This is a genomic window from Geomicrobium sp. JCM 19039 (assembly GCF_000698145.1).
Lineage (GTDB): Bacteria > Bacillota > Bacilli > Bacillales > Marinococcaceae > Geomicrobium_A.
Genome location: NZ_BAXB01000005.1, coordinates 1 through 17,634, shown reverse-complemented (window position 1 = coordinate 17,634; position 17,634 = coordinate 1). Strand labels below are relative to the sequence as shown.

Below are 17,634 nucleotides of genomic sequence, written 5' to 3'. Positions count from 1 at the left end.
GCCCCTCTCATCCATCATTCGGATTGAACATGACGATTGGCTGATGTTTTGCGTAAATGCCAGCCAAGAATTGTATTGTAAAGAGCATGGGCAATCACCGGGGCGAGCAAAGACCCTGTAAAATAAAATAAAAACGCTAACCAAAACCCCATGACGAGGATTGTCAGATGCATGAATGGCTCTCCTCGATATTGAGGGATATGTAACGCCATAAACAACAAGGCATTTAGTAGAAGGACAAGCCAGGCAGGAAACGTATCAAGAAACAAACCGACGAGTGCTCCGCGAAACAAAAACTCCTCAGCAAACCCCGCACCCAAACCGACTGTAACGAGCCCTCCGGGCATTCGAATAATTCTTTCCAATATTCTCGTCATCTCATTGTCAGGTAATTCTGTCCCCGTTAACACGAGCACTCCGGTGACGACTAGCGCCATGACTAATCCACTTAAAACGCCAATTCCGATCACAAGCAATAACGATTGATTGTCGATGGTAAACAACTGGATGAGAAACGGCAACGTCTCCCCCCATCGAAAAATGATCATGAGCACAAGGGCGGCCACAATCATTAGACCAAAACCTTGCCATATAGCAAAGAGCAGTTGTACATCAGATCTTTTCACGTCGTCACCTCCAACACATGCGTATTTGCGAGTCCAGCTCCAGGCGTTTTCTATGTTTATTTTTTTATACCATGCTCAGTTTTTCGTTTAGACCCGAGCCATAAAAGAAAGGCTGCACCTATTAGGAAGCAGCCGGATCAATCATTTCCATGAAGTTTTCAACATGCTCTTGGCTCATGCCACCTGCACGTTTTAGCACAACTTCCCCGTGTTCATCAATCAGATATGTTGCGGGAAGTTGGCCGACACCATATGCGGCAAGCACGTCACGCTGACTGTCCATGAGTATTGGGAAGTTCAAGTCATGACGATTCGCAAAACGGTCAATTTGTAGCTCACTCTCTCCTACATTCACCGCAAGAATTTCTACATCTTTATCTTTATAGTTTTGCCATTCTTCTTCCATATACGGCATCTCATCTTCACATGGTGGACAGAATGTGCCCCAGAAGTTCAAGAATACGCCTTGTCCTTCATAGTCCGCCAGCTCAACCCGCTCTCCATCCATGTTGACGAGCGAGAAGTTTGGCGCTTGATCCCCTTCACTCACTACACTAGCCTCTGCCATAAAAAAGTTGGTTACGAACACATACCCAATGGCAGCGACAATGGATAAGAGGATTGCGGTACGCATGAACATTCTACGTCGTTTACGCTTAACTCGATCTTGTTTGTCCATGGATTCACCTCTATCTTAAGTAAATATCACGATACAGATAGCATCTCATATTCTCAGAATAATAATCAAGTCACAGCGATCTTTGTAACGAATTGTTTACATTTTACTAGGATCACAAACGAATTTCCACTGAAACATCCCCATGCAGGTCATGCGATGGCCACGTTCGTAACCCTAATACTTTATAGAAAAAAAAAAACGCTACACTTGATCACCTCCACTCTCTTTGATTATTCCCAGCGATCACTTGCCAGACTAAGCGAGACTGTTTCACGCTTAAAAGCAGGTATGAGCGGCTCGAACCTACCTTTACAGAACGGCTGAACAGAATTTCACATCCGTTTCATGTTTCGGAGTAATTATGATAACAACTTCAATCCGACAGCTGAGGCTAGAATTAATGAAATGGCGAAGATGCGCTTTACGTCTTTACTTTCATTGAACAAAATCATCCCGAGAACGGCTGAACCTGCTGTTCCAATGCCCGTCCAAACACCGTATGCGGTTCCCATTGAAATATCATTCATCGCATACGTTAACAGCGCAAAACTAATCCCGAAAAATAAAACTACATAACCAATCGCGTGCCATTGTTTCATGGCCATCTTTTTTAAATTGATGACCCCAACGACTTCAAATAATCCAGCAATGATGAGTGCTGTCCAATACATTTTACGTGGCCTCCTTTATCGCTTCTGATTTCTTCTCTTGGTCATCGCTTAACAACTTCAATGAAATGACACCGGTTAATAGCGTTCCGATTAAAAGAATTTTCAACGCACTGAAGGGTTCTCCGAAAAAGAGAATCTCAACGATAACCGTTCCTGCAGTTCCAATACCCGCAAATACGGCATAGACCGTTCCAATTGGCAGTTCCCTCGTCGCTAAAATTACGAATGTAAAACTAATGCCTATTGCAACGATGGTTACGATCCATTGCCATAAGGCTGTAGAATAATTTAGTCCCGCAACCCAAAAAATCTCCAATAAACCTGCGAGTAATACGAGCAGCCAATTACGATTCATTGTTGATCACTCCAAACATGCAATTACTAACTAACGTTAGTTAGTATAAGTAAAACACGCTTTGAAAATGCCGTCAATGGTAACCACCGGAAATTGCCGTTTGACTCGTGCCATTTACACCACCGTTTCGATGCGCGGTATCGCCCATTCATATATAATGAAAGAAACGACGATGGAACAAAGAAAGGAAGGTAATCATCATGACCACAGCGCTACTCGTCATTGACTACACGAATGATTTTGTCGCTGACGATGGAAAGTTAACGTGCGGAGAACCAGGACAAAGGATTGAACAGCGGATTATGAAATTGGTACAACAGTTTCATGACACGCGCACTTCGATTGTATTTGCTGTCGATGTGCATGCAGAAAACGATTCGTATCACCCAGAAACAAAACTCTTTCCAGCTCATAATATTGAAGGTACAAAAGGCCGCGAACAGTACAAAAGCATTCAACACTTTTTAGATGGATTTACTGAACAATTGCCGGAACACATTCGCATGATGGACAAAACGCGCTATAGTGCGTTTGCTGGAACCGACCTCGCGATTCGTTTACGAGAACGTAACATCTCTACAGTTCACCTGACGGGTGTATGCACTGACATTTGCATCTTGCACACCGCTGTTGATGCTTTCAATTTAGGGTTTTCCATTGTCGTTCATGCTGATGCTGTTCAAAGCTTTAATCAACAAGGGCATCATTTCGCACTCCAACATTTTAAAAACTGCCTCGGTGCTGAAGTTGTAGAATCCTCAGACGTGCACACAATTGACCAACAGTAGACAACTTGGTTTTCCATAAAAAGGGGAATGTGCATCATGCGCATTCCCCTTTTTTATGAACGGCTCATTCGTCCTCTAGTTCTTCTCCTTCTCGAAGCACAACCATCTCGTTATAAAGCAAACGCTCTCGCAATTCATACGCTTCTCGAATGGCTAAGTGACCCGCTTGAATTTGCTCATCTATAAACACCCTTCCTTGCTGGATGCCTGCTAAATGAATGCGTTTGATTTCTTTTCGATCTTCTTCTCCTTGTTCAAGCGGTGCGTATAGTACGTGTAAATGTTGGTGCTGTTCTTCTTTTACATACATCACTTCTCGTCGGTTGTGCAACGTCTCTTCGTTTGTTAGCCTGTTCATTACGTTCGGATGAATCACATCTTCAATTTTCTTCAATAACTTAATCTCATGGGCAGCTTCTACGTGACCACGTGTAAACTGCCGTGATTCGAGCAGACCTAATTTCACGTTGAACCAATATCGTTTTAGTACCGACATGCGGATGTAAGAATCGACCTTACTTCGATACGCCGAATAAATTTGCGCGGTTCGCTTCTCCACCGTTCGTTCGTCAATGAGTACTTTTAATGTGGTTCTTTCAATCTCTTTGACGAGATCTCGCAACCTGTTGATCTCCTGCCGAGAATGACCAAGCTCGACCCCTCGTTCCACATAAATTAATTGCTTCTTAAATCGAGCAATCACCGTATGATAAAACAACATATTTGTCGTCGTTACCTTTTTCTCTAGTGAAGTCACGATTGCATCTATCATGTGCGCATGAGCTTCATTCAATGACCACGAGCGCTGCTTTTCAACCTTTTCTGCTTTGCCCATCATCGGTAAAAAGATCGTCGCTGCAATCATCGAAATTAACACGACGCCCGCTGCAATAAACAGTACGGTATCTCGCAATGGAAAAGCAGTTCCATCATTTAACTGATCTGGGATTAACAGGGCTGTCGCTAAGGTGATTGTACCGTGTATGCCACAGACTGCTGCAAACAATGCATAATAACTTCTGGAGAATTCAGAGCTGTCCTTGCCTTTTGATTGCTGACATTCTTCAATAAATAACAGAGACTTTGTAGGTGAACCTGAGAATAATGGATGCCAAACGTACACCCATACGTACCGAATGATAAATAAAGCGATGGCAATACACACGGTTAGTAACGTAATCCAGCCGAGTGGATATTCCTCACTTGCTGTTAGCCCTTGCCAAACTTCTGGTAGTAAAAATCCGAGCAGTACGAAAACGAAACCATTTAATAAATAACCGACAATCGACCACGTATTGTTGGCAACCACTTGCATTTGCATCGATGTTTGTTGGAGTTTATCCCGTTCGATGCCATACACCACACTGGCAGTGACGACAGCGAGAATTCCCGAAACGTGAACGGCCTCTGCTAGAAAATAGACGACAAACGGTGTGAACAATTGAATGGAAACTAACGAATACACATCTTCAAACCCAAATGTGCGTAACATGATGCGAATCTGAACGATAATAAGTGCGCCTAAAAAACCGACGAGCGCTCCTCCTAACGCAACAAAAACGAAGTTTGAAGAGCCTTCCCAAATTGAGAATACTCCTGTAATTGTTGCCGCTAAAGCGATTTTAAATGAGACAATCCCCGCAGCATCGTTAATGAGCGACTCCCCTTCAAGAATGGTCATTAAGCCTTTTGGCAGTTTCATTCCTTTTGTAATTGACCGCACTGCGACCGCATCCGTCGGTGATAAAACGGCGGCGAGGGCAAACGCGACACCTAAAGGCATTTCTGGGATCAATATATGAATAATGAACCCAAGACCCGCAACGGTAATGAACACAAGACCAAACGCCATAAGTAAAATGGGCCAACGATACGTCCAAAAAGCCGTTCTTGAAGCGTGATACCCGTCAAAGAAAAGAATCGGTCCAATGACTGCCATTAAAAACAATTCCGGTTCAAATTCAAACGTTAAACCCGGAAGTAGCACCCCTAAAACAGTCCCTAAAAAAACTTGAAATAATGCCGCGGGAATTTTTGAAAACTGCCGGTGCAAGATTGTGCCAACGACAACAAGAAGTAATAACATGAGAATTGATATAAATACGTGCATAACGTTCCCTCCACTACCTAACCATTGTTGCCAGTTCCAACCTTTTCCATGCAAACCAATCTGTCACCATGAGAAAAATAACAACAAAGACCATTGTCAAAATGATTCTCTAGGTAAAAGAACGTCTGCCATGCCCCGCCCATACACTAGATTTATGCCTACGTATGAGCTCATCCAAATTTCTATTTTTGGATTGACATTTATACATGTGAAGTGTAGGATTACGTTATAAGTTGCACTAAGGCAACATTCATAGCTAGAGTAAATTTGTTTGTCCTAATCAAATATTTATATAGAACTTGAGGAGTGAGAGAAATGAAGAAACAATTGCTGGTATTTGGAACAGGATTCACTATGGTGGCACTCACAGCTTGTGGTACAGAAGAAACGGAAGGAGATGCTTCCTCTTCAGGTGATGACCCAATCCAGGTCGTTTCGACGATCGGGCAGCTTGATGACGCGGTTACGAATATCGGAGGTGACCTCGTCGATAACCATGCACTAATGGGCCCTGGAATTGACCCACACATGTACAACGCGTCTCAAGGCGACGTTCAGCTTCTCGACGATGCGGATATTGTTTTTTATAATGGACTAAATTTAGAAGCGAACATGGAAGATATTTTGGAACAAATGGGTCAAGGTAAGCCCGTTTACGCTGTCGGTAACAATGTTCCAGAGGACATGATCAAAGCAGATGAAGAAGAGCAAAACATGCCTGACCCACACATTTGGTTTGATATTGACTTGTGGTCTTACGCTGTAGAAGAAGTTCGCGATGGCTTAATCGAGCTAGACCCTGATAACGAAGACGTCTATACTGAAAATGCAGAAACCTACTTGAGTGAGTTAACCGAAGTTCAAGAATGGGCATATAGTGAAATTGAACAAATCGAGCAAGACCAACGCGTACTCGTGACCGCCCACGACGCATTCCAATACTTTGGTGATGCCTTTGACTTTGATGTATTAGGGCTTCAAGGGATTTCAACTGAAGCTGAATACGGACTAAGCGACGTTCAACGCATTATTGATGAAATGATTGAGCGTGACATTACGGCGGTATTTGGTGAAACAAGTGTATCTGACAGTGCCATTGAAGCTGTGATTCAAGGAGCTGGGCAACAAGGACATGATGTTGAGCACGGCGGTGAACTTTATTCCGATGCTATGGGTGAAGAAGGAACAGAGGAAGGAACGTACATTGGTATGTACCGTGCGAACGTTTCACAAGTCGTAGACGCCTTGAAATAATAAGGACAGATAGGAGTATTTTTATGTACCCGGTATCCGCAAGCAACATCACCGTGGCTTATCACCGAAAGCCTGTGCTTCAAAACGTCAGTTTTGAAGCACCAGAGGGAAACTTGATAGGAATTATTGGTCCAAACGGTGCCGGAAAATCGACACTGATTAAAAGCATTTTAGGTCTCGTTCCAAAAGCGTCCGGAAACGTGACGATTTTTGATCAACCGTACAAAAAACAGCGGCAATTAATTGGCTATGTCCCACAACGCGGCTCTGTCGACTGGGATTTCCCGACAAATGCTTTGGACGTTGTTCTGATGGGGCGATATGGAAAGATCGGGATGTTTAAGCGACCGAAAAAAACCGATATTAACAAAGCGATGCATTGCCTAGAACAAGTCGGGATGGAACGATATGCCGACCGCCAAATTAGTCAATTATCAGGTGGGCAACAACAGCGGGTATTTCTCGCAAGGCACTCGCTCAAGACGCTTCTGTCTACTTCATGGATGAACCGTTCGTCGGTGTTGATGCAGCGACAGAGCGAGCGATTATCTCATTATTAACCTCATTAAAAGCACAAGGTAAAACGGTTCTCGTCGTTCATCATGACTTGCAAACGGTCGAAGACTATTTTGATTGGGTCATGTTACTCAACATCCGCAAAATTGCATTTGGACCGACGGGTGACGTCTTTACGAAAGATAATTTACAAAAAACGTACGGTGGGCGTCTCTCCTTTTTAGACCAAGATCAAAAGGGAGTGAGCCCCTTGCTTGATGTGTTATTACAGCCCAATACCCAGTGGGTACTTCTCGGTACGATGCTGCTCGGTATGACGAGCGGCGTGCTTGGAAGCTTTGCCTTACTTCGCAGGCAAAGCCTCATTGGAGACGCCATGAGCCACGCCGCGCTACCCGGCATTTGTATCGCGTTTATCATAGTGGGCTCTAAAGAGATGATTTTCTTAGTACTCGGAGCCGGAATCACTGCCTATTTTGGCACTTTTCTAATTCAGACGTTCGTGAAACATTCACGCATAAAGACAGATACAGCAATCGGACTCGTCTTGTCGGTATTTTTTGGAATCGGCATCGTGCTTTTAACGATTATTAATCGAAGCGCCGGTGGCAACCAAGCCGGTTTAAATGAGTTCATATTCGGTCAAGCAGCCGCCATGGTACGCAGTGATGTGTATATATTTACAGGCGCTGCCATCCTATTACTCGCCACTACTTTTCTTTTGTTTAAAGAACTAAAGTTAATTACCTTTGACCGGGAATTTGCTGAAGGTCTCGGTCTTCCTGCAACGTTAATTAACGGAATTCTCATGACGATGATCACCGCTTCGGTCGTTATTGGTCTTCAAGCTGTAGGTGTTGTACTCATGGCAGCCATGCTCATTGCACCGGCCATAACTGCTCGCTACTGGACGAACCGCTTAAGTGTGATGATCATCTTGTCAGGCATTTTAGGAGGATTTTCTGGAATTATTGGCACACTTGTCAGCACGCAGATTTCTGGAATGCCAACAGGACCGCTCATTATCGTCTCGGCTTGTTTACTGTTCTTCCTCTCACTATTTATCGCGCCTAAAAAGGGCCTCATCACAAAAGCGATTCACTTATATCGCTTGAAGAAACAAACATCTGAAGCGCAAGTGATGCAAAGTTTATATGAACTTCACGAGGAAGAACCGCGCGCCTTTACGTCGGAAGAAATTCAAGACGCCAGGCCAATAACCCCAATCATGTTTCGACGGACAATCAACTCATTGATACGAAGGCAATGGATTACGACTAAACACGATAACAGCTACCAATTGACGAGCAGTGGACAAAAGAATGGATACCGAATCACATTGAACAATCGCTACTTGCAACTGTACTCCATGTATGAGCTGCAATTTGCTCACTTACCGATGGAGAAAATGAATTGGAACTTCTTATCCCTACCGAAAGAAGACCTTCAACCTTTCGATGAACTGCTCAAAGAACACGACATGGAACCCTTGTCAGAGAAGGGAGGCGGTCACCGATGAGTTATGCCGCTTGGATTATTATGACTGCTTCTCTTGTCGGGATTACGTGTAGCATAATTGGCGTGCTTTTGGTCCTTCGCAGAATGGCAATGATTTCTGACGCCATTAGCCATACCGTACTTCTTGGCCTCGTCTCCGCGTATTTGGTCACAAACTCCTTAGACGGCCTTGCCATGTTCATTGGCGCTGCGATTACTGGGGTGCTAACTGCCGTCTTCATTCAGTTATTGAATTCAGCAGGTGTGCAAGCAGACGCATCAATTGGCATTGTGTTTACCTTTTTATTCGCCATTGGTGTCATTCTTGTTTCCATGTTTGCTCGAGATGTTCACATTGATACCGAGCATGCAATTATGGGAGAGCTTGCCTTTATTCCGTGGACGACAGTGGAATGGTTCGGGCTGCCACCCATTCCGCAAGCCGTGTGGGTCATTGGCATCGTTCTTGTCATTAACATCGTGATCTTGGTGTTATTGTACAAAGAATTTAAATTAAGTTCCTTTGACCCAGAGCTTGCTGCTGCACTTGGATTGCCTGTCGTCTTCCTTCATTATGTCCTCATGGGAATGACTTCAATTACCGCTGTCGCAGCTTTTGATGCTGTTGGAGCCATACTTGTCGTCGCCATGATCATCGCCCCTCCTGCAACGGCTTATCTTTTGACTGAGCGGTTATGGATGATGTTTGTATTGAGTGCGGTATTCGGTGTTATTTCTGCTGTGGCAGGATACTATACCGCCGCTTGGCTCGATGCTTCCATCTCTGGCATGATGGCTACAATGACTGGCATTTTGTTCATGCTCGCCTTTTTGTTCTCTCCAACACACGGCATGATCGCAAAAAGAATCAACAACCGACGCATTCGCCTGAGTCATAAGCTCAGGCGTTTTGCTGTCATTTTGTTTTGGAGGATACCGTGATATGATTAGTCACAAACCTACATACTAGATGAGGGGCAAAGAAATGATAAAACATGCATTCATTTTCGTGTTGTGCTCGTTCATGCTCTTTGGATGTGCCTCAACCTCATCCATACATATTGATCGTGCGTCATTGCAGGAAAAGCAGGTCGTTATGCCGGAGAAGTCGTTCACGAATTATCAAGCCTTTGTCGAAGAACGTCCCCCAACAGAATGGGGCGAAAACGTCACTGGTGTAATGACACGCCTGGACACTGACGATCCTGTTGTAGCTCTCACGTTTGACTTGTGCGGCGGCACACACGGGAACGAGTTGGATGAAGAGCTTTTAGATTATCTCATTACAGAAAACATCCCGGCGACACTTTTTGTAAACTATCGATGGATTCAAGACAATGAAGAACAATTTCTCGCGCTCAATGACAACCCTCTATTTCAAATTGAGAATCACGGTACAGAGCATCGCCCACTTTCAGTAAGTGGACAAGCAGTTTGGGGAATTGAAGGCACGAATAATGCTGATGAGGTCGTTACAGAAGTCATGACAAATCAAGATGAAATCAAACGTCTCACAAGCAAGACCCCTACGATGTTTCGCTCTGGAACTGCGTACTATGATGACGTCAGCGTGGAAATCGTCGAAAGTTTAGGGCTTCAAGTCGTGAATTTTGATATTGCTGGTGACGCAGGGGCAACATTTTCTGCCGACCAAATTGAACATGCACTTCTACAATCCCAGCCAGGGAGCATTGTGCTACTGCATTTAAATCAACCCGACAGTGACGTGGCAGAAGGTGTGATGCGCTCACTTCCACAGCTTGAAGGTCGCGGACTCACTTTTGTCCACCTTGATGACTACACATTAACTTCATAAGAAAGGACATTGATTATGAACATAAGAAAAGCTTCAGTAACAGTCGCAGCAGGAGCAAGCGCTGCAATCGTTTGCTATAAAGCCATTCAAAATTGGAAAGCCGCCACGCTCTTCTCAGAACATTCAAGAATCAAACGATTTCAACATATGAACGATGTGATGCCATCTAACCTTGTAAAGACATCAGAAACGCCGAGTCAGACTTTTGAGAAAGCAACTTCTCACGTTCATCGAAGTTATCTGTATAAAGGCAGAGAGCAATCCCTCGATCATTTCTTGAAAAGAACGACAACGACCGGCTTTATCGTCATAAAAAATAATCAGATCATGCTAGAAGAATATTTACATGGTAGCGACGAGCATACACGCTTTACGTCTTGGAGCGTTGCGAAATCGATGGTTTCAGCACTGATCGGCATTGCCGTTGACGAAGGCAAGATTCAGAGCATTCAAGATCCAGTCGATCAGTATGTGCCTGAACTTGCAAACAGCGCTTATCGAAACGTTCCGATTGAACATGTGCTATTAATGGCTTCGGGAGTTCAATTTAATGAAGACTACAGCCATCCGTTGTCAGATATCCGTAAGCTCTTTTATTCGACGCTCGTATTTAGCCAGTCCATTGACAATTATGTTCAGAGTCTTAGTAGCAACCGGCTATCTGGCACAATGTATCGTTATGCTAGTGTCGATACGCAAGTACTCGGCATGGTGCTCCGAGAAGCGACGGGTGTACAGCCCTCAGAATATTTCTCTCGGAAAATATGGAAGAAAATAGATGCTGAGCGAGATGCGTATTGGAATACCGATCGCAAGGGAAATGACCTCTCTTTTTGCGGCTTTAATGCCACACTTAGAGACTATGCCCGCTTCGGCAAGCTATATTTGCAACAAGGAAAGTGGAATGAAGAACAAATTATTCCTGCCGATTGGGTGTCCGCTTCTACGCAAATCGGTGACACGTCTCTTCGTAAACAACCGTCGCTCGGATACCAATATCAATGGTGGGTTCCTCACCACGAGAACAAAGATTATCTTGCGATGGGGGTATGGGGCCAATTTATATACGTTCACCCAGAACGACAGACGGTAATCGTGAAGACGAGTGTGGATCCTGATTTTGAGAAACACGAGAAAGAGACGATTGAAGTGTTTCGCCAACTCGCTGAACATATGTAACCAAAACAAAAACGAGCGCAAGGTTATCCAAACCTTGCGCTCGTTTTATTATAAGATTTTACTTAAGAAGGATTGTGTACGTTCATGTGACGTATGATCAAACACTTCACTTGGTGTACCTTCTTCAAGAATTAAACCTTCGTCCATGAAAAACACACGATCGCCTACCTCTTTTGCAAATCCCATTTCGTGGGTGACAACGACCATCGTCATCCCTTCGTTCGCAAGGTCTTTCATCACTTGCAACACATCGCCGACAAGTTCAGGATCAAGTGCTGACGTTGGTTCATCGAAGAGCATAATTTTAGGGTTCATCGCGAGTGCCCGCGCAATCGCAACCCGTTGCTTTTGCCCACCTGAAAGGCTGGATGGATACGCCGATGCTTTATCCTCTAGGCCGACCTTTTTCAAAAGCTCCATCCCTCTTTGATTTTGGTTTTCGCCTTTTGCCTTTTTCAACTTGGTTGGTGCTAACATAATGTTTTCCATGACCGATTTGTGAGGAAACAAATTAAAATGTTGAAACACCATCCCGACGTCTTGACGAACGATGTTAATATTCACTTCCCGATTGGCAATGTTTGTTCCATCAATGATGACTTCTCCAGCTGTAATATCTTCCAAACGATTCAAGCAACGAAGAAATGTACTTTTCCCCGAACCCGACGGCCCAATGACACAAACGACTTCTTGTGCATCAATCTCGGTCGTTATGCCCTTTAAGACTTCATTGTCTCCAAAGGATTTATGTAAGTCGTTCACTTTGATCATGATTTATCGAGCCTCCGTTCCGTGTAACGCAATAAAATAGATGCAGGTATAGTTATCATGAGATAGAAAATACACACCATAAAGTAGGTTTCAAACATGTTAAACGATATACTCGCAAATTGCCGGCCTTGATACATAAGTTCTGCAACCGCAATCGTTGATAGTAGCGACGTATCTTTAAGACTAATCACAAATTGATTTCCAAATGGTGGAATCATGACTTTTACAGCTTGTGGCCAAATAATGTAGCGCATCGTTTGTCTACCATTAAGCCCGAGGGACCTCCCGGCTTCCATTTGCCCTTTATCGATGGACTGCACACCACCACGAACAATTTCAGCGATATACGCCCCTGAATTAATTGCGATGACGGCAACCCCAGTAAATAACGGGTCAAAATTGTAATTAAACAATGCAGGAATACCGAAGTGAACGAATAAGATCTGTGCGAGGATAGGCGTTCCACGGATAAGTTCTATGTACGTAATGGCCATCCATCGAACCACTTTGAATCTCGCAATACTCATGAGGCCAAACATTGAACCTATGATACAACCAATTGCCACACCGACAAATGTGATAATAACGGTATACCATAAGCCTTGCGCAAGGTAAGGCATCACTTGAATAAATGCATCTGGATTTAAATTCATGACTGGCTCCTTCCAAAAAGAGAATGAAACTGCTCATACAATGGTTGTATGAGCAGAACCTGAATGATTATGTGCCCATCGGGCGCTCACCGAAATAGTCTTCATAAATATCATCATAGGTTCCATTCTCCATGAGCACTTCCAGTGCATGATTAATCGGATCAACGAGCTCATGACCTTGCGGCATGCCGATTCCATAATCATCTGCTAAAAGTGTATCACCCACGGTTACAAGCTGACCTTGTGCTTGTTCCTCAACATAATACAATACGTTTGGTTCATCGTAGAGCACAGCATCAGAGTGTCCTTGGATAACGTTCTGATAGGCTTCAACAACATCTGGTAACGCTTGAATGCTCGCATTCTCAAGGTTTTCATCGAGATAATCGTGAGAAGTCGATCCTTGGTTAGTCGCAATTGTAATCCCGTCTTGATCCAATTCTTCTAACGATCCCCACTCTCCTTCGTTATCCGCAGCAACCGCAACGATAATCCCTGCATCTAAGTAGTATGGATCGGAAAAATCAATCGTGTCTTGACGTTCTTCAGTAATGCTCATCGCATTAATGGATGCATCATATACGCCAGACTGGATGCCAGCGAGAGCTCCTTGGAATTCCATCGTTTCAAAGTTCACTTCAATTCCCATTTCATCTGCGAGTGCTGTCATCAGCTCAATATCAAATCCTGATAGTTCATTTGTATCAAGATCCATAAACGCGAAAGGAACGAAGTTGTTATCTGTAGCGACCGTAAACGTTTCGCCTGCTACGTCAGCATACGCGTCATCATCGCCTCCAGTTGCTGCATCGTCGTCACCTTCGGCGTCTTCATCACCATCTTCATCTTCCACTTCTTCCGTATCTCCGTTTGTGTCATCTACCTCTTCATCTGCTCCAGTGTCGTCATCGCCACATGCGGCTAACGCGAGCATAGATGCTCCTAAAACACCTGTAAGTAACAAATTCTTCTTCATCTTTTCTCTTCTCCCCCTAATAAATCTATAAATTAGTAATAGGAAAATCTACCTTAGTGTATCATAACTACGGAAAAATACAAAAAATGTTATGCACATTCAGAACATTTCACGTATTCATGACAGGAAATCTCACACGTTATTTGACGGGGGATACAGCCTCACAGCCATCCGCCGAAAAACGTAAACCTTCCGAACCTCAAATTGTTGAAGCGAACTATTCGTTGAAGATGGGATTCGGACTTAAAAAAAAAGGGCCTAAGAAAAACCGAACCCTTCTCCGCAGACGCTCTCTCTTTAGGGTGGTTACATGGGTCTGGAAGCAATCTATACATGTTGAAGGAAAGAAATTTACTGAGCGTTCCGTTCGAGATTAAAGTGAACCTCCTTTCCACAGCCTTTCAACGGGAAAATCTACCGGTTTTTACGGTTAAACGAAAGCACATTTCCTGCCTTAACCCTTCTGTGTTACTTTGACATCTTCGATTCCGATGGTTGTGGGCAGTTGTAACACTTTTGACCACGTGTAGAAAGACGCGAACTGCAGTCATCAAAAAGACCAACGATCGTCACTCTCTCTGCTTGTTCTTTGTGACAATTCGCCTCTCAAACGGGTTTCTTAAAATACAAACTGCATCATATATTTCATATTGTGACAGTTGGTGGCGTTTATGTGACCATTTAGGTGAAGTGTGATGCCTTTTCCTTAACTATTCGTCACTAAAATGGGTTTTTGTGACGATTGGAGACTCTCTCTAAACCCTAAGTGAACTCTGATGGGCAGCGGGGCGGAAATTGTACCATATAAATCGTGCCCCCTCGTTCATGTTAACGAGTAAATCAAAGTTCCTCTTGTTAAGTATTGTTCCTTTCAGTTAGAAAGAGCGAGGTGCTAATTTTCAGTGATTCAGGTAGACAAAAGCTGTGCGATGTTACCCTACAAACCTCAATTAAAAGCATCCGATTATCGTTACGCTTTTAGACGCTCAGATTAGCCTAACAAATTTAGGCTCTACACGAACCTATATAAACGGATGTTCCATGAGAACAAACGGTTTTTTATCTTATTTGATTAGAGCATTTTCTTTTCAATTGTCACCAACTCTATACAAACACATAGCACTTGCAATGCCTTCGCAAGCTCTTCCATGCTTGGATACGTTGGTGCGATACGGATGTTTTGATCATTCGGGTCTTTTCCATATGGGAAAGTTGCTCCTGCACCTGTGAGTGTAACACCGGCATCTTTCGCCATTTGCACAATCTTCTTCGCTGTGCCTTTGGCTGTATCGAGACTAATGAAATAGCCCCCTTCTGGTTCAGACCATGTCGCAATGCCTTTATCACCAAGTTGCTCACGGAACGTTTCATACACGAGGTCAAACTTCGGCTTAATGATACGCGCGTGCTTTTTCATATGTCCTTCAAGTGACGTCACTTCAGTGAAAAAGCGAACATGACGAATTTGATTCATCTTATCGTAACCGATTGTTTGTGCTGCCATTTTACTTCGAACATCATCTAAATTTCCTTCACTTGCAGCAAGTGTTGCGATTCCAGCTCCTGGGAAAGTGACTTTGGATGTTGAAGCAAAGATATAGGGCCGGTCTTCATTGCCCGCAGCTTTTGCGGATTTGAGTATGTTCTTCAGCGAGAGTGGCTCTGTGCCTAAATGATGGATCGTATACGCATCATCCCAAAAGATTCGAAAGTCTGTAGCTTTTGTTTCCATTGAAGCCAATCGGTCTACAACTTCATCCGAGTATGTTGTCCCATTTGGGTTGCTATATTTAGGGACACACCAAATGCCCTTGATCGTTTCATCTTGCTTTACAAGCTCTTCGACCTGGTCCATATCCGGACCGTCTTCCTTCATATCAATGATAATCATCTCAATGTTATAACGTTCACATATTGCAAAATGGCGGTCATACCCCGGGCTTGGCGCAAGAAATTTGATTTTATCATAATTTGACCAAGGTTTTTCACTCCCTTTAACACCGTCAAACATCGCACGTGTTACAGCATCATGCATGAGCGTAAGACTAGAATTACCACCAACAATGACTTCTTCTTCACCTACATCAAGAAGGTTAGCAAAAAAGCGTTTCGCCTCTGGAATTCCATCCAATTGACCATAATTTCGAAGGTCTACGCCATTTTCAGAAACCATGGACGAGCTTGAATCCAACACATCCAACATGCCCATAGATAGTTCAACTTGCTCCGGACAAGGTTTTCCCCTAGCCATATTCAGGTTCAAGTTTTGCTGAACGGCATTTTTGTACTGTTCTTTTAACTCATCCAATCTTTCGGTTAATTGATCTTTAGACCATTCACTTAACTGTGTCACAAGTTTTAGCTCCTTTGTTTTTGACTCACTTACTATTGTAAAACAACCAACAAACAAATGTCAGCTATCGCCCCGTTGTGGACTTCCCCATTCGAGTAAAAATTGTTCTAAAAACACTTCGATGAATTGATGCCGCTCTTCAGCGATCTTTTTACCTGTTTTTGTATTCATCAAATCCTTTAATTTAAGAAGTTTCTCATAGAAGTGATGAACAGCCGAACTTTGTCCATGTCGATACTCCTCTAAGGTCATCTTAGAACGGACTTCCCGCTGTGGCTCATAGATTGGCTGACCTTTTGCACCGGAATATTGAAAAGTTCGTGCCACACCAATTGCACCCAATGCATCGAGTCGGTCGGCATCTTGTACAACTTTTGCCTCTATTGTTTTTAACTTCTCTCCATTTCCACCTTTATAAGAAATTGAAGTAATGATTGTTAGAATATGTAGCCTGTCGGACTTACTCACATGAAAGCGATCAAGCCATGCTTCAATTCTGTCCAGCCCTGCCTGTTCGTCTTTCACTACTTTGTCGTCTGCTAAATCATGCAAAAGCGCTGCCATCGCAACAATGAATGGGTCTGCCCCTTCTTCCTTAGCTAGACGAATGGCCATTTTATAAACTCTATCAATATGATACCAATCATGACCTGTCTTTTCAGCAGTTAACTGTTGTTCAACCCATCGTTTCGTTTCGCTGATCACTTTGTCCATCTAATCCCTCCAAAAAAAGTCACAGCTCATTATACCATTGAGCTGTGACGATCTACTAACCGACTGTACCTGTCGCTGTACTTATCGTTCCCGTAGCATTTGCTGCATAGCGAAGAATTGATACATGCCCTGCAGTACCAGTAATACCAGTACCGTTCACTAAACTTACAGCGGCTGGTGAAGAATTGACAATTTGGATGGTCGTTCCTGCAGTATAGAAATTCGAACGGTGCACATCAATGATTCCGCCACTGTCAGCATTACCAATCGCTGCCGCTAGTGTACCGTTGATTAATAATCCAAAAGATGCTCCGGCAGCTGTAGCCGCTGCCGTGTTGAGTGTAACGTTAAAGAAGTACAGACCTGGGACCTGAATTGTAAACAAGCCTGTGGCAGGTGTATACGTGATACCTGCAAATTGCCGTGGAATTAAGTTGATAACTGGAGCTCCTACGGCTACAGTCTGCGCCTGAACGTTACTATTAAAGAACGGAGATGAATCATCGGCTGTAGGTCCAGTTGGTCCAGTGACCCCCGTTGCTCCTGTTGCTCCGAGCAAACCTGTCGCCCCTGTCGGCCCAATGATGCCAGTGACTCCAGTGACGCCTGTAGGTCCTGTAATTCCAGTGACACCCGTGGCTCCAGTGACGCCTGTCGCTCCGGTTAGACCTGTTAC

Annotated in this window: 16 protein-coding genes and 2 pseudogenes; 7 read left to right on the top strand and 11 right to left on the bottom strand. The window is 43.8% G+C overall.

The window, feature by feature from the left end; all coding sequences use genetic code 11:
- Positions 1–14: 14 nt before the first annotated feature.
- The 4 genes from JCM19039_RS21745 to JCM19039_RS06685 form a co-directional block, all read right to left on the bottom strand.
- On the bottom strand, positions 15–626 hold the full coding sequence (locus JCM19039_RS21745; protein WP_052398583.1) for a CPBP family intramembrane glutamic endopeptidase: 612 nt from the start codon (positions 624–626) through the stop codon (positions 15–17).
- A gap of 121 nt (positions 627–747) precedes the next feature.
- Positions 748–1,305, bottom strand: a complete 558-nt coding sequence (gene resA / locus JCM19039_RS06695; protein ID WP_042425282.1) for a thiol-disulfide oxidoreductase ResA — start codon at positions 1,303–1,305, stop codon at positions 748–750.
- Positions 1,306–1,664: 359 nt separating this feature from the next.
- The gene (locus JCM19039_RS06690) at positions 1,665–1,976 is read right to left on the bottom strand and encodes a multidrug efflux SMR transporter (protein WP_042425279.1); all 312 of its coding nucleotides are present in this window, start codon (positions 1,974–1,976) and stop codon (positions 1,665–1,667) included.
- Between the two features lies 1 nt (position 1,977).
- On the bottom strand, positions 1,978–2,331 hold the full coding sequence (locus JCM19039_RS06685; protein WP_042425276.1) for a multidrug efflux SMR transporter: 354 nt from the start codon (positions 2,329–2,331) through the stop codon (positions 1,978–1,980).
- Between the two features lie 200 nt (positions 2,332–2,531).
- Here JCM19039_RS06685 and JCM19039_RS06680 point away from each other — a divergent pair, with 200 nt between their 5' ends.
- A complete protein-coding gene (locus JCM19039_RS06680; protein ID WP_042425274.1) occupies positions 2,532–3,119 on the top strand; it encodes a cysteine hydrolase family protein in 588 nt (195 codons plus the stop codon).
- A gap of 64 nt (positions 3,120–3,183) precedes the next feature.
- On the opposite strand, the gene JCM19039_RS06675 is transcribed toward JCM19039_RS06680, so the two are convergent.
- Entirely contained in the window at positions 3,184–5,229 is a 2,046-nt protein-coding gene (locus JCM19039_RS06675) for a sodium:proton antiporter (RefSeq protein WP_042425271.1), read from the bottom strand.
- Between the two features lie 315 nt (positions 5,230–5,544).
- Here JCM19039_RS06675 and JCM19039_RS06670 point away from each other — a divergent pair, with 315 nt between their 5' ends.
- The 6 genes and pseudogenes from JCM19039_RS06670 (at position 5,545) to JCM19039_RS06645 (ending at position 11,491) form a co-directional block, all read left to right on the top strand.
- A complete protein-coding gene (locus JCM19039_RS06670; RefSeq protein ID WP_042425266.1) occupies positions 5,545–6,483 on the top strand; it encodes a metal ABC transporter solute-binding protein, Zn/Mn family in 939 nt (312 codons plus the stop codon).
- Positions 6,484–6,506: 23 nt separating this feature from the next.
- Positions 6,507–7,222, top strand: a pseudogene (locus JCM19039_RS06665) (metal ABC transporter ATP-binding protein); the annotation flags it as partial.
- A gap of 18 nt (positions 7,223–7,240) precedes the next feature.
- A complete protein-coding gene (locus JCM19039_RS25275) occupies positions 7,241–8,518 on the top strand; it encodes a metal ABC transporter permease (RefSeq protein ID WP_042425597.1) in 1,278 nt (425 codons plus the stop codon).
- The gene (locus JCM19039_RS06655) at positions 8,515–9,438 is read left to right on the top strand and encodes a metal ABC transporter permease (protein WP_042425262.1); all 924 of its coding nucleotides are present in this window, start codon (positions 8,515–8,517) and stop codon (positions 9,436–9,438) included. The genes JCM19039_RS25275 and JCM19039_RS06655 overlap by 4 nt, the downstream gene beginning before the upstream one ends.
- A 43-nt stretch (positions 9,439–9,481) precedes the next feature.
- Positions 9,482–10,312, top strand: coding sequence for a polysaccharide deacetylase family protein (locus tag JCM19039_RS06650; RefSeq protein WP_052398582.1), 831 nt, complete (start codon positions 9,482–9,484; stop codon positions 10,310–10,312).
- A 15-nt stretch (positions 10,313–10,327) separates the two neighbouring features.
- A complete protein-coding gene (locus tag JCM19039_RS06645; RefSeq protein ID WP_042425255.1) occupies positions 10,328–11,491 on the top strand; it encodes a serine hydrolase in 1,164 nt (387 codons plus the stop codon).
- Positions 11,492–11,539: 48 nt separating this feature from the next.
- Here JCM19039_RS06645 and JCM19039_RS06640 read toward each other — a convergent pair whose 3' ends face one another.
- From JCM19039_RS06640 to JCM19039_RS25270, 6 genes and pseudogenes are all read right to left on the bottom strand, one after another.
- Positions 11,540–12,262 carry an amino acid ABC transporter ATP-binding protein gene (locus JCM19039_RS06640; protein ID WP_042403305.1) on the bottom strand — a complete coding sequence of 241 codons (723 nt, stop codon included), beginning with the start codon at positions 12,260–12,262 and terminating at the stop codon, positions 11,540–11,542.
- The gene (locus tag JCM19039_RS06635; RefSeq protein ID WP_042425253.1) at positions 12,259–12,915 is read right to left on the bottom strand and encodes an amino acid ABC transporter permease; all 657 of its coding nucleotides are present in this window, start codon (positions 12,913–12,915) and stop codon (positions 12,259–12,261) included. Before JCM19039_RS06635 ends, JCM19039_RS06640 begins: the two co-directional genes overlap by 4 nt.
- A gap of 67 nt (positions 12,916–12,982) precedes the next feature.
- Entirely contained in the window at positions 12,983–13,891 is a 909-nt protein-coding gene (locus JCM19039_RS06630; RefSeq protein ID WP_052398581.1) for a transporter substrate-binding domain-containing protein, read from the bottom strand.
- 1,072 nt (positions 13,892–14,963) lie between these two features.
- The gene (locus tag JCM19039_RS06620; RefSeq protein ID WP_042425248.1) at positions 14,964–16,244 is read right to left on the bottom strand and encodes an aminotransferase class I/II-fold pyridoxal phosphate-dependent enzyme; all 1,281 of its coding nucleotides are present in this window, start codon (positions 16,242–16,244) and stop codon (positions 14,964–14,966) included.
- A 60-nt stretch (positions 16,245–16,304) separates the two neighbouring features.
- Positions 16,305–16,958 carry an HD domain-containing protein gene (locus tag JCM19039_RS06615; RefSeq protein WP_042425245.1) on the bottom strand — a complete coding sequence of 218 codons (654 nt, stop codon included), beginning with the start codon at positions 16,956–16,958 and terminating at the stop codon, positions 16,305–16,307.
- Positions 16,959–17,013: 55 nt separating this feature from the next.
- Positions 17,014–17,634, bottom strand: a pseudogene (locus tag JCM19039_RS25270) (collagen-like protein); the annotation flags it as partial.

What these genes read in the sequence shown, in the direction of transcription:
- JCM19039_RS06640 (WP_042403305.1), bottom strand. Translation starts at nt 12,262, where the DNA reads ATGATCAAAGTGAACGACTTACATAAATCCTTTGGAGACAATGAAGTC.
- JCM19039_RS06630 (WP_052398581.1), bottom strand. Translation starts at nt 13,891, where the DNA reads ATGAAGAAGAATTTGTTACTTACAGGTGTTTTAGGAGCATCTATGCTC.
- JCM19039_RS06690 (WP_042425279.1), bottom strand. Translation starts at nt 1,976, where the DNA reads ATGTATTGGACAGCACTCATCATTGCTGGATTATTTGAAGTCGTTGGG.
- JCM19039_RS06645 (WP_042425255.1), top strand. Translation starts at nt 10,328, where the DNA reads ATGAACATAAGAAAAGCTTCAGTAACAGTCGCAGCAGGAGCAAGCGCT.
- JCM19039_RS06635 (WP_042425253.1), bottom strand. Translation starts at nt 12,915, where the DNA reads ATGAATTTAAATCCAGATGCATTTATTCAAGTGATGCCTTACCTTGCG.
- JCM19039_RS06675 (WP_042425271.1), bottom strand. Translation starts at nt 5,229, where the DNA reads ATGCACGTATTTATATCAATTCTCATGTTATTACTTCTTGTTGTCGTT.
- JCM19039_RS06670 (WP_042425266.1), top strand. Translation starts at nt 5,545, where the DNA reads ATGAAGAAACAATTGCTGGTATTTGGAACAGGATTCACTATGGTGGCA.
- JCM19039_RS06680 (WP_042425274.1), top strand. Translation starts at nt 2,532, where the DNA reads ATGACCACAGCGCTACTCGTCATTGACTACACGAATGATTTTGTCGCT.
- JCM19039_RS06650 (WP_052398582.1), top strand. Translation starts at nt 9,482, where the DNA reads ATGATAAAACATGCATTCATTTTCGTGTTGTGCTCGTTCATGCTCTTT.
- JCM19039_RS06655 (WP_042425262.1), top strand. Translation starts at nt 8,515, where the DNA reads ATGAGTTATGCCGCTTGGATTATTATGACTGCTTCTCTTGTCGGGATT.
- JCM19039_RS06685 (WP_042425276.1), bottom strand. Translation starts at nt 2,331, where the DNA reads ATGAATCGTAATTGGCTGCTCGTATTACTCGCAGGTTTATTGGAGATT.
- resA (WP_042425282.1), bottom strand. Translation starts at nt 1,305, where the DNA reads ATGGACAAACAAGATCGAGTTAAGCGTAAACGACGTAGAATGTTCATG.
- JCM19039_RS06615 (WP_042425245.1), bottom strand. Translation starts at nt 16,958, where the DNA reads ATGGACAAAGTGATCAGCGAAACGAAACGATGGGTTGAACAACAGTTA.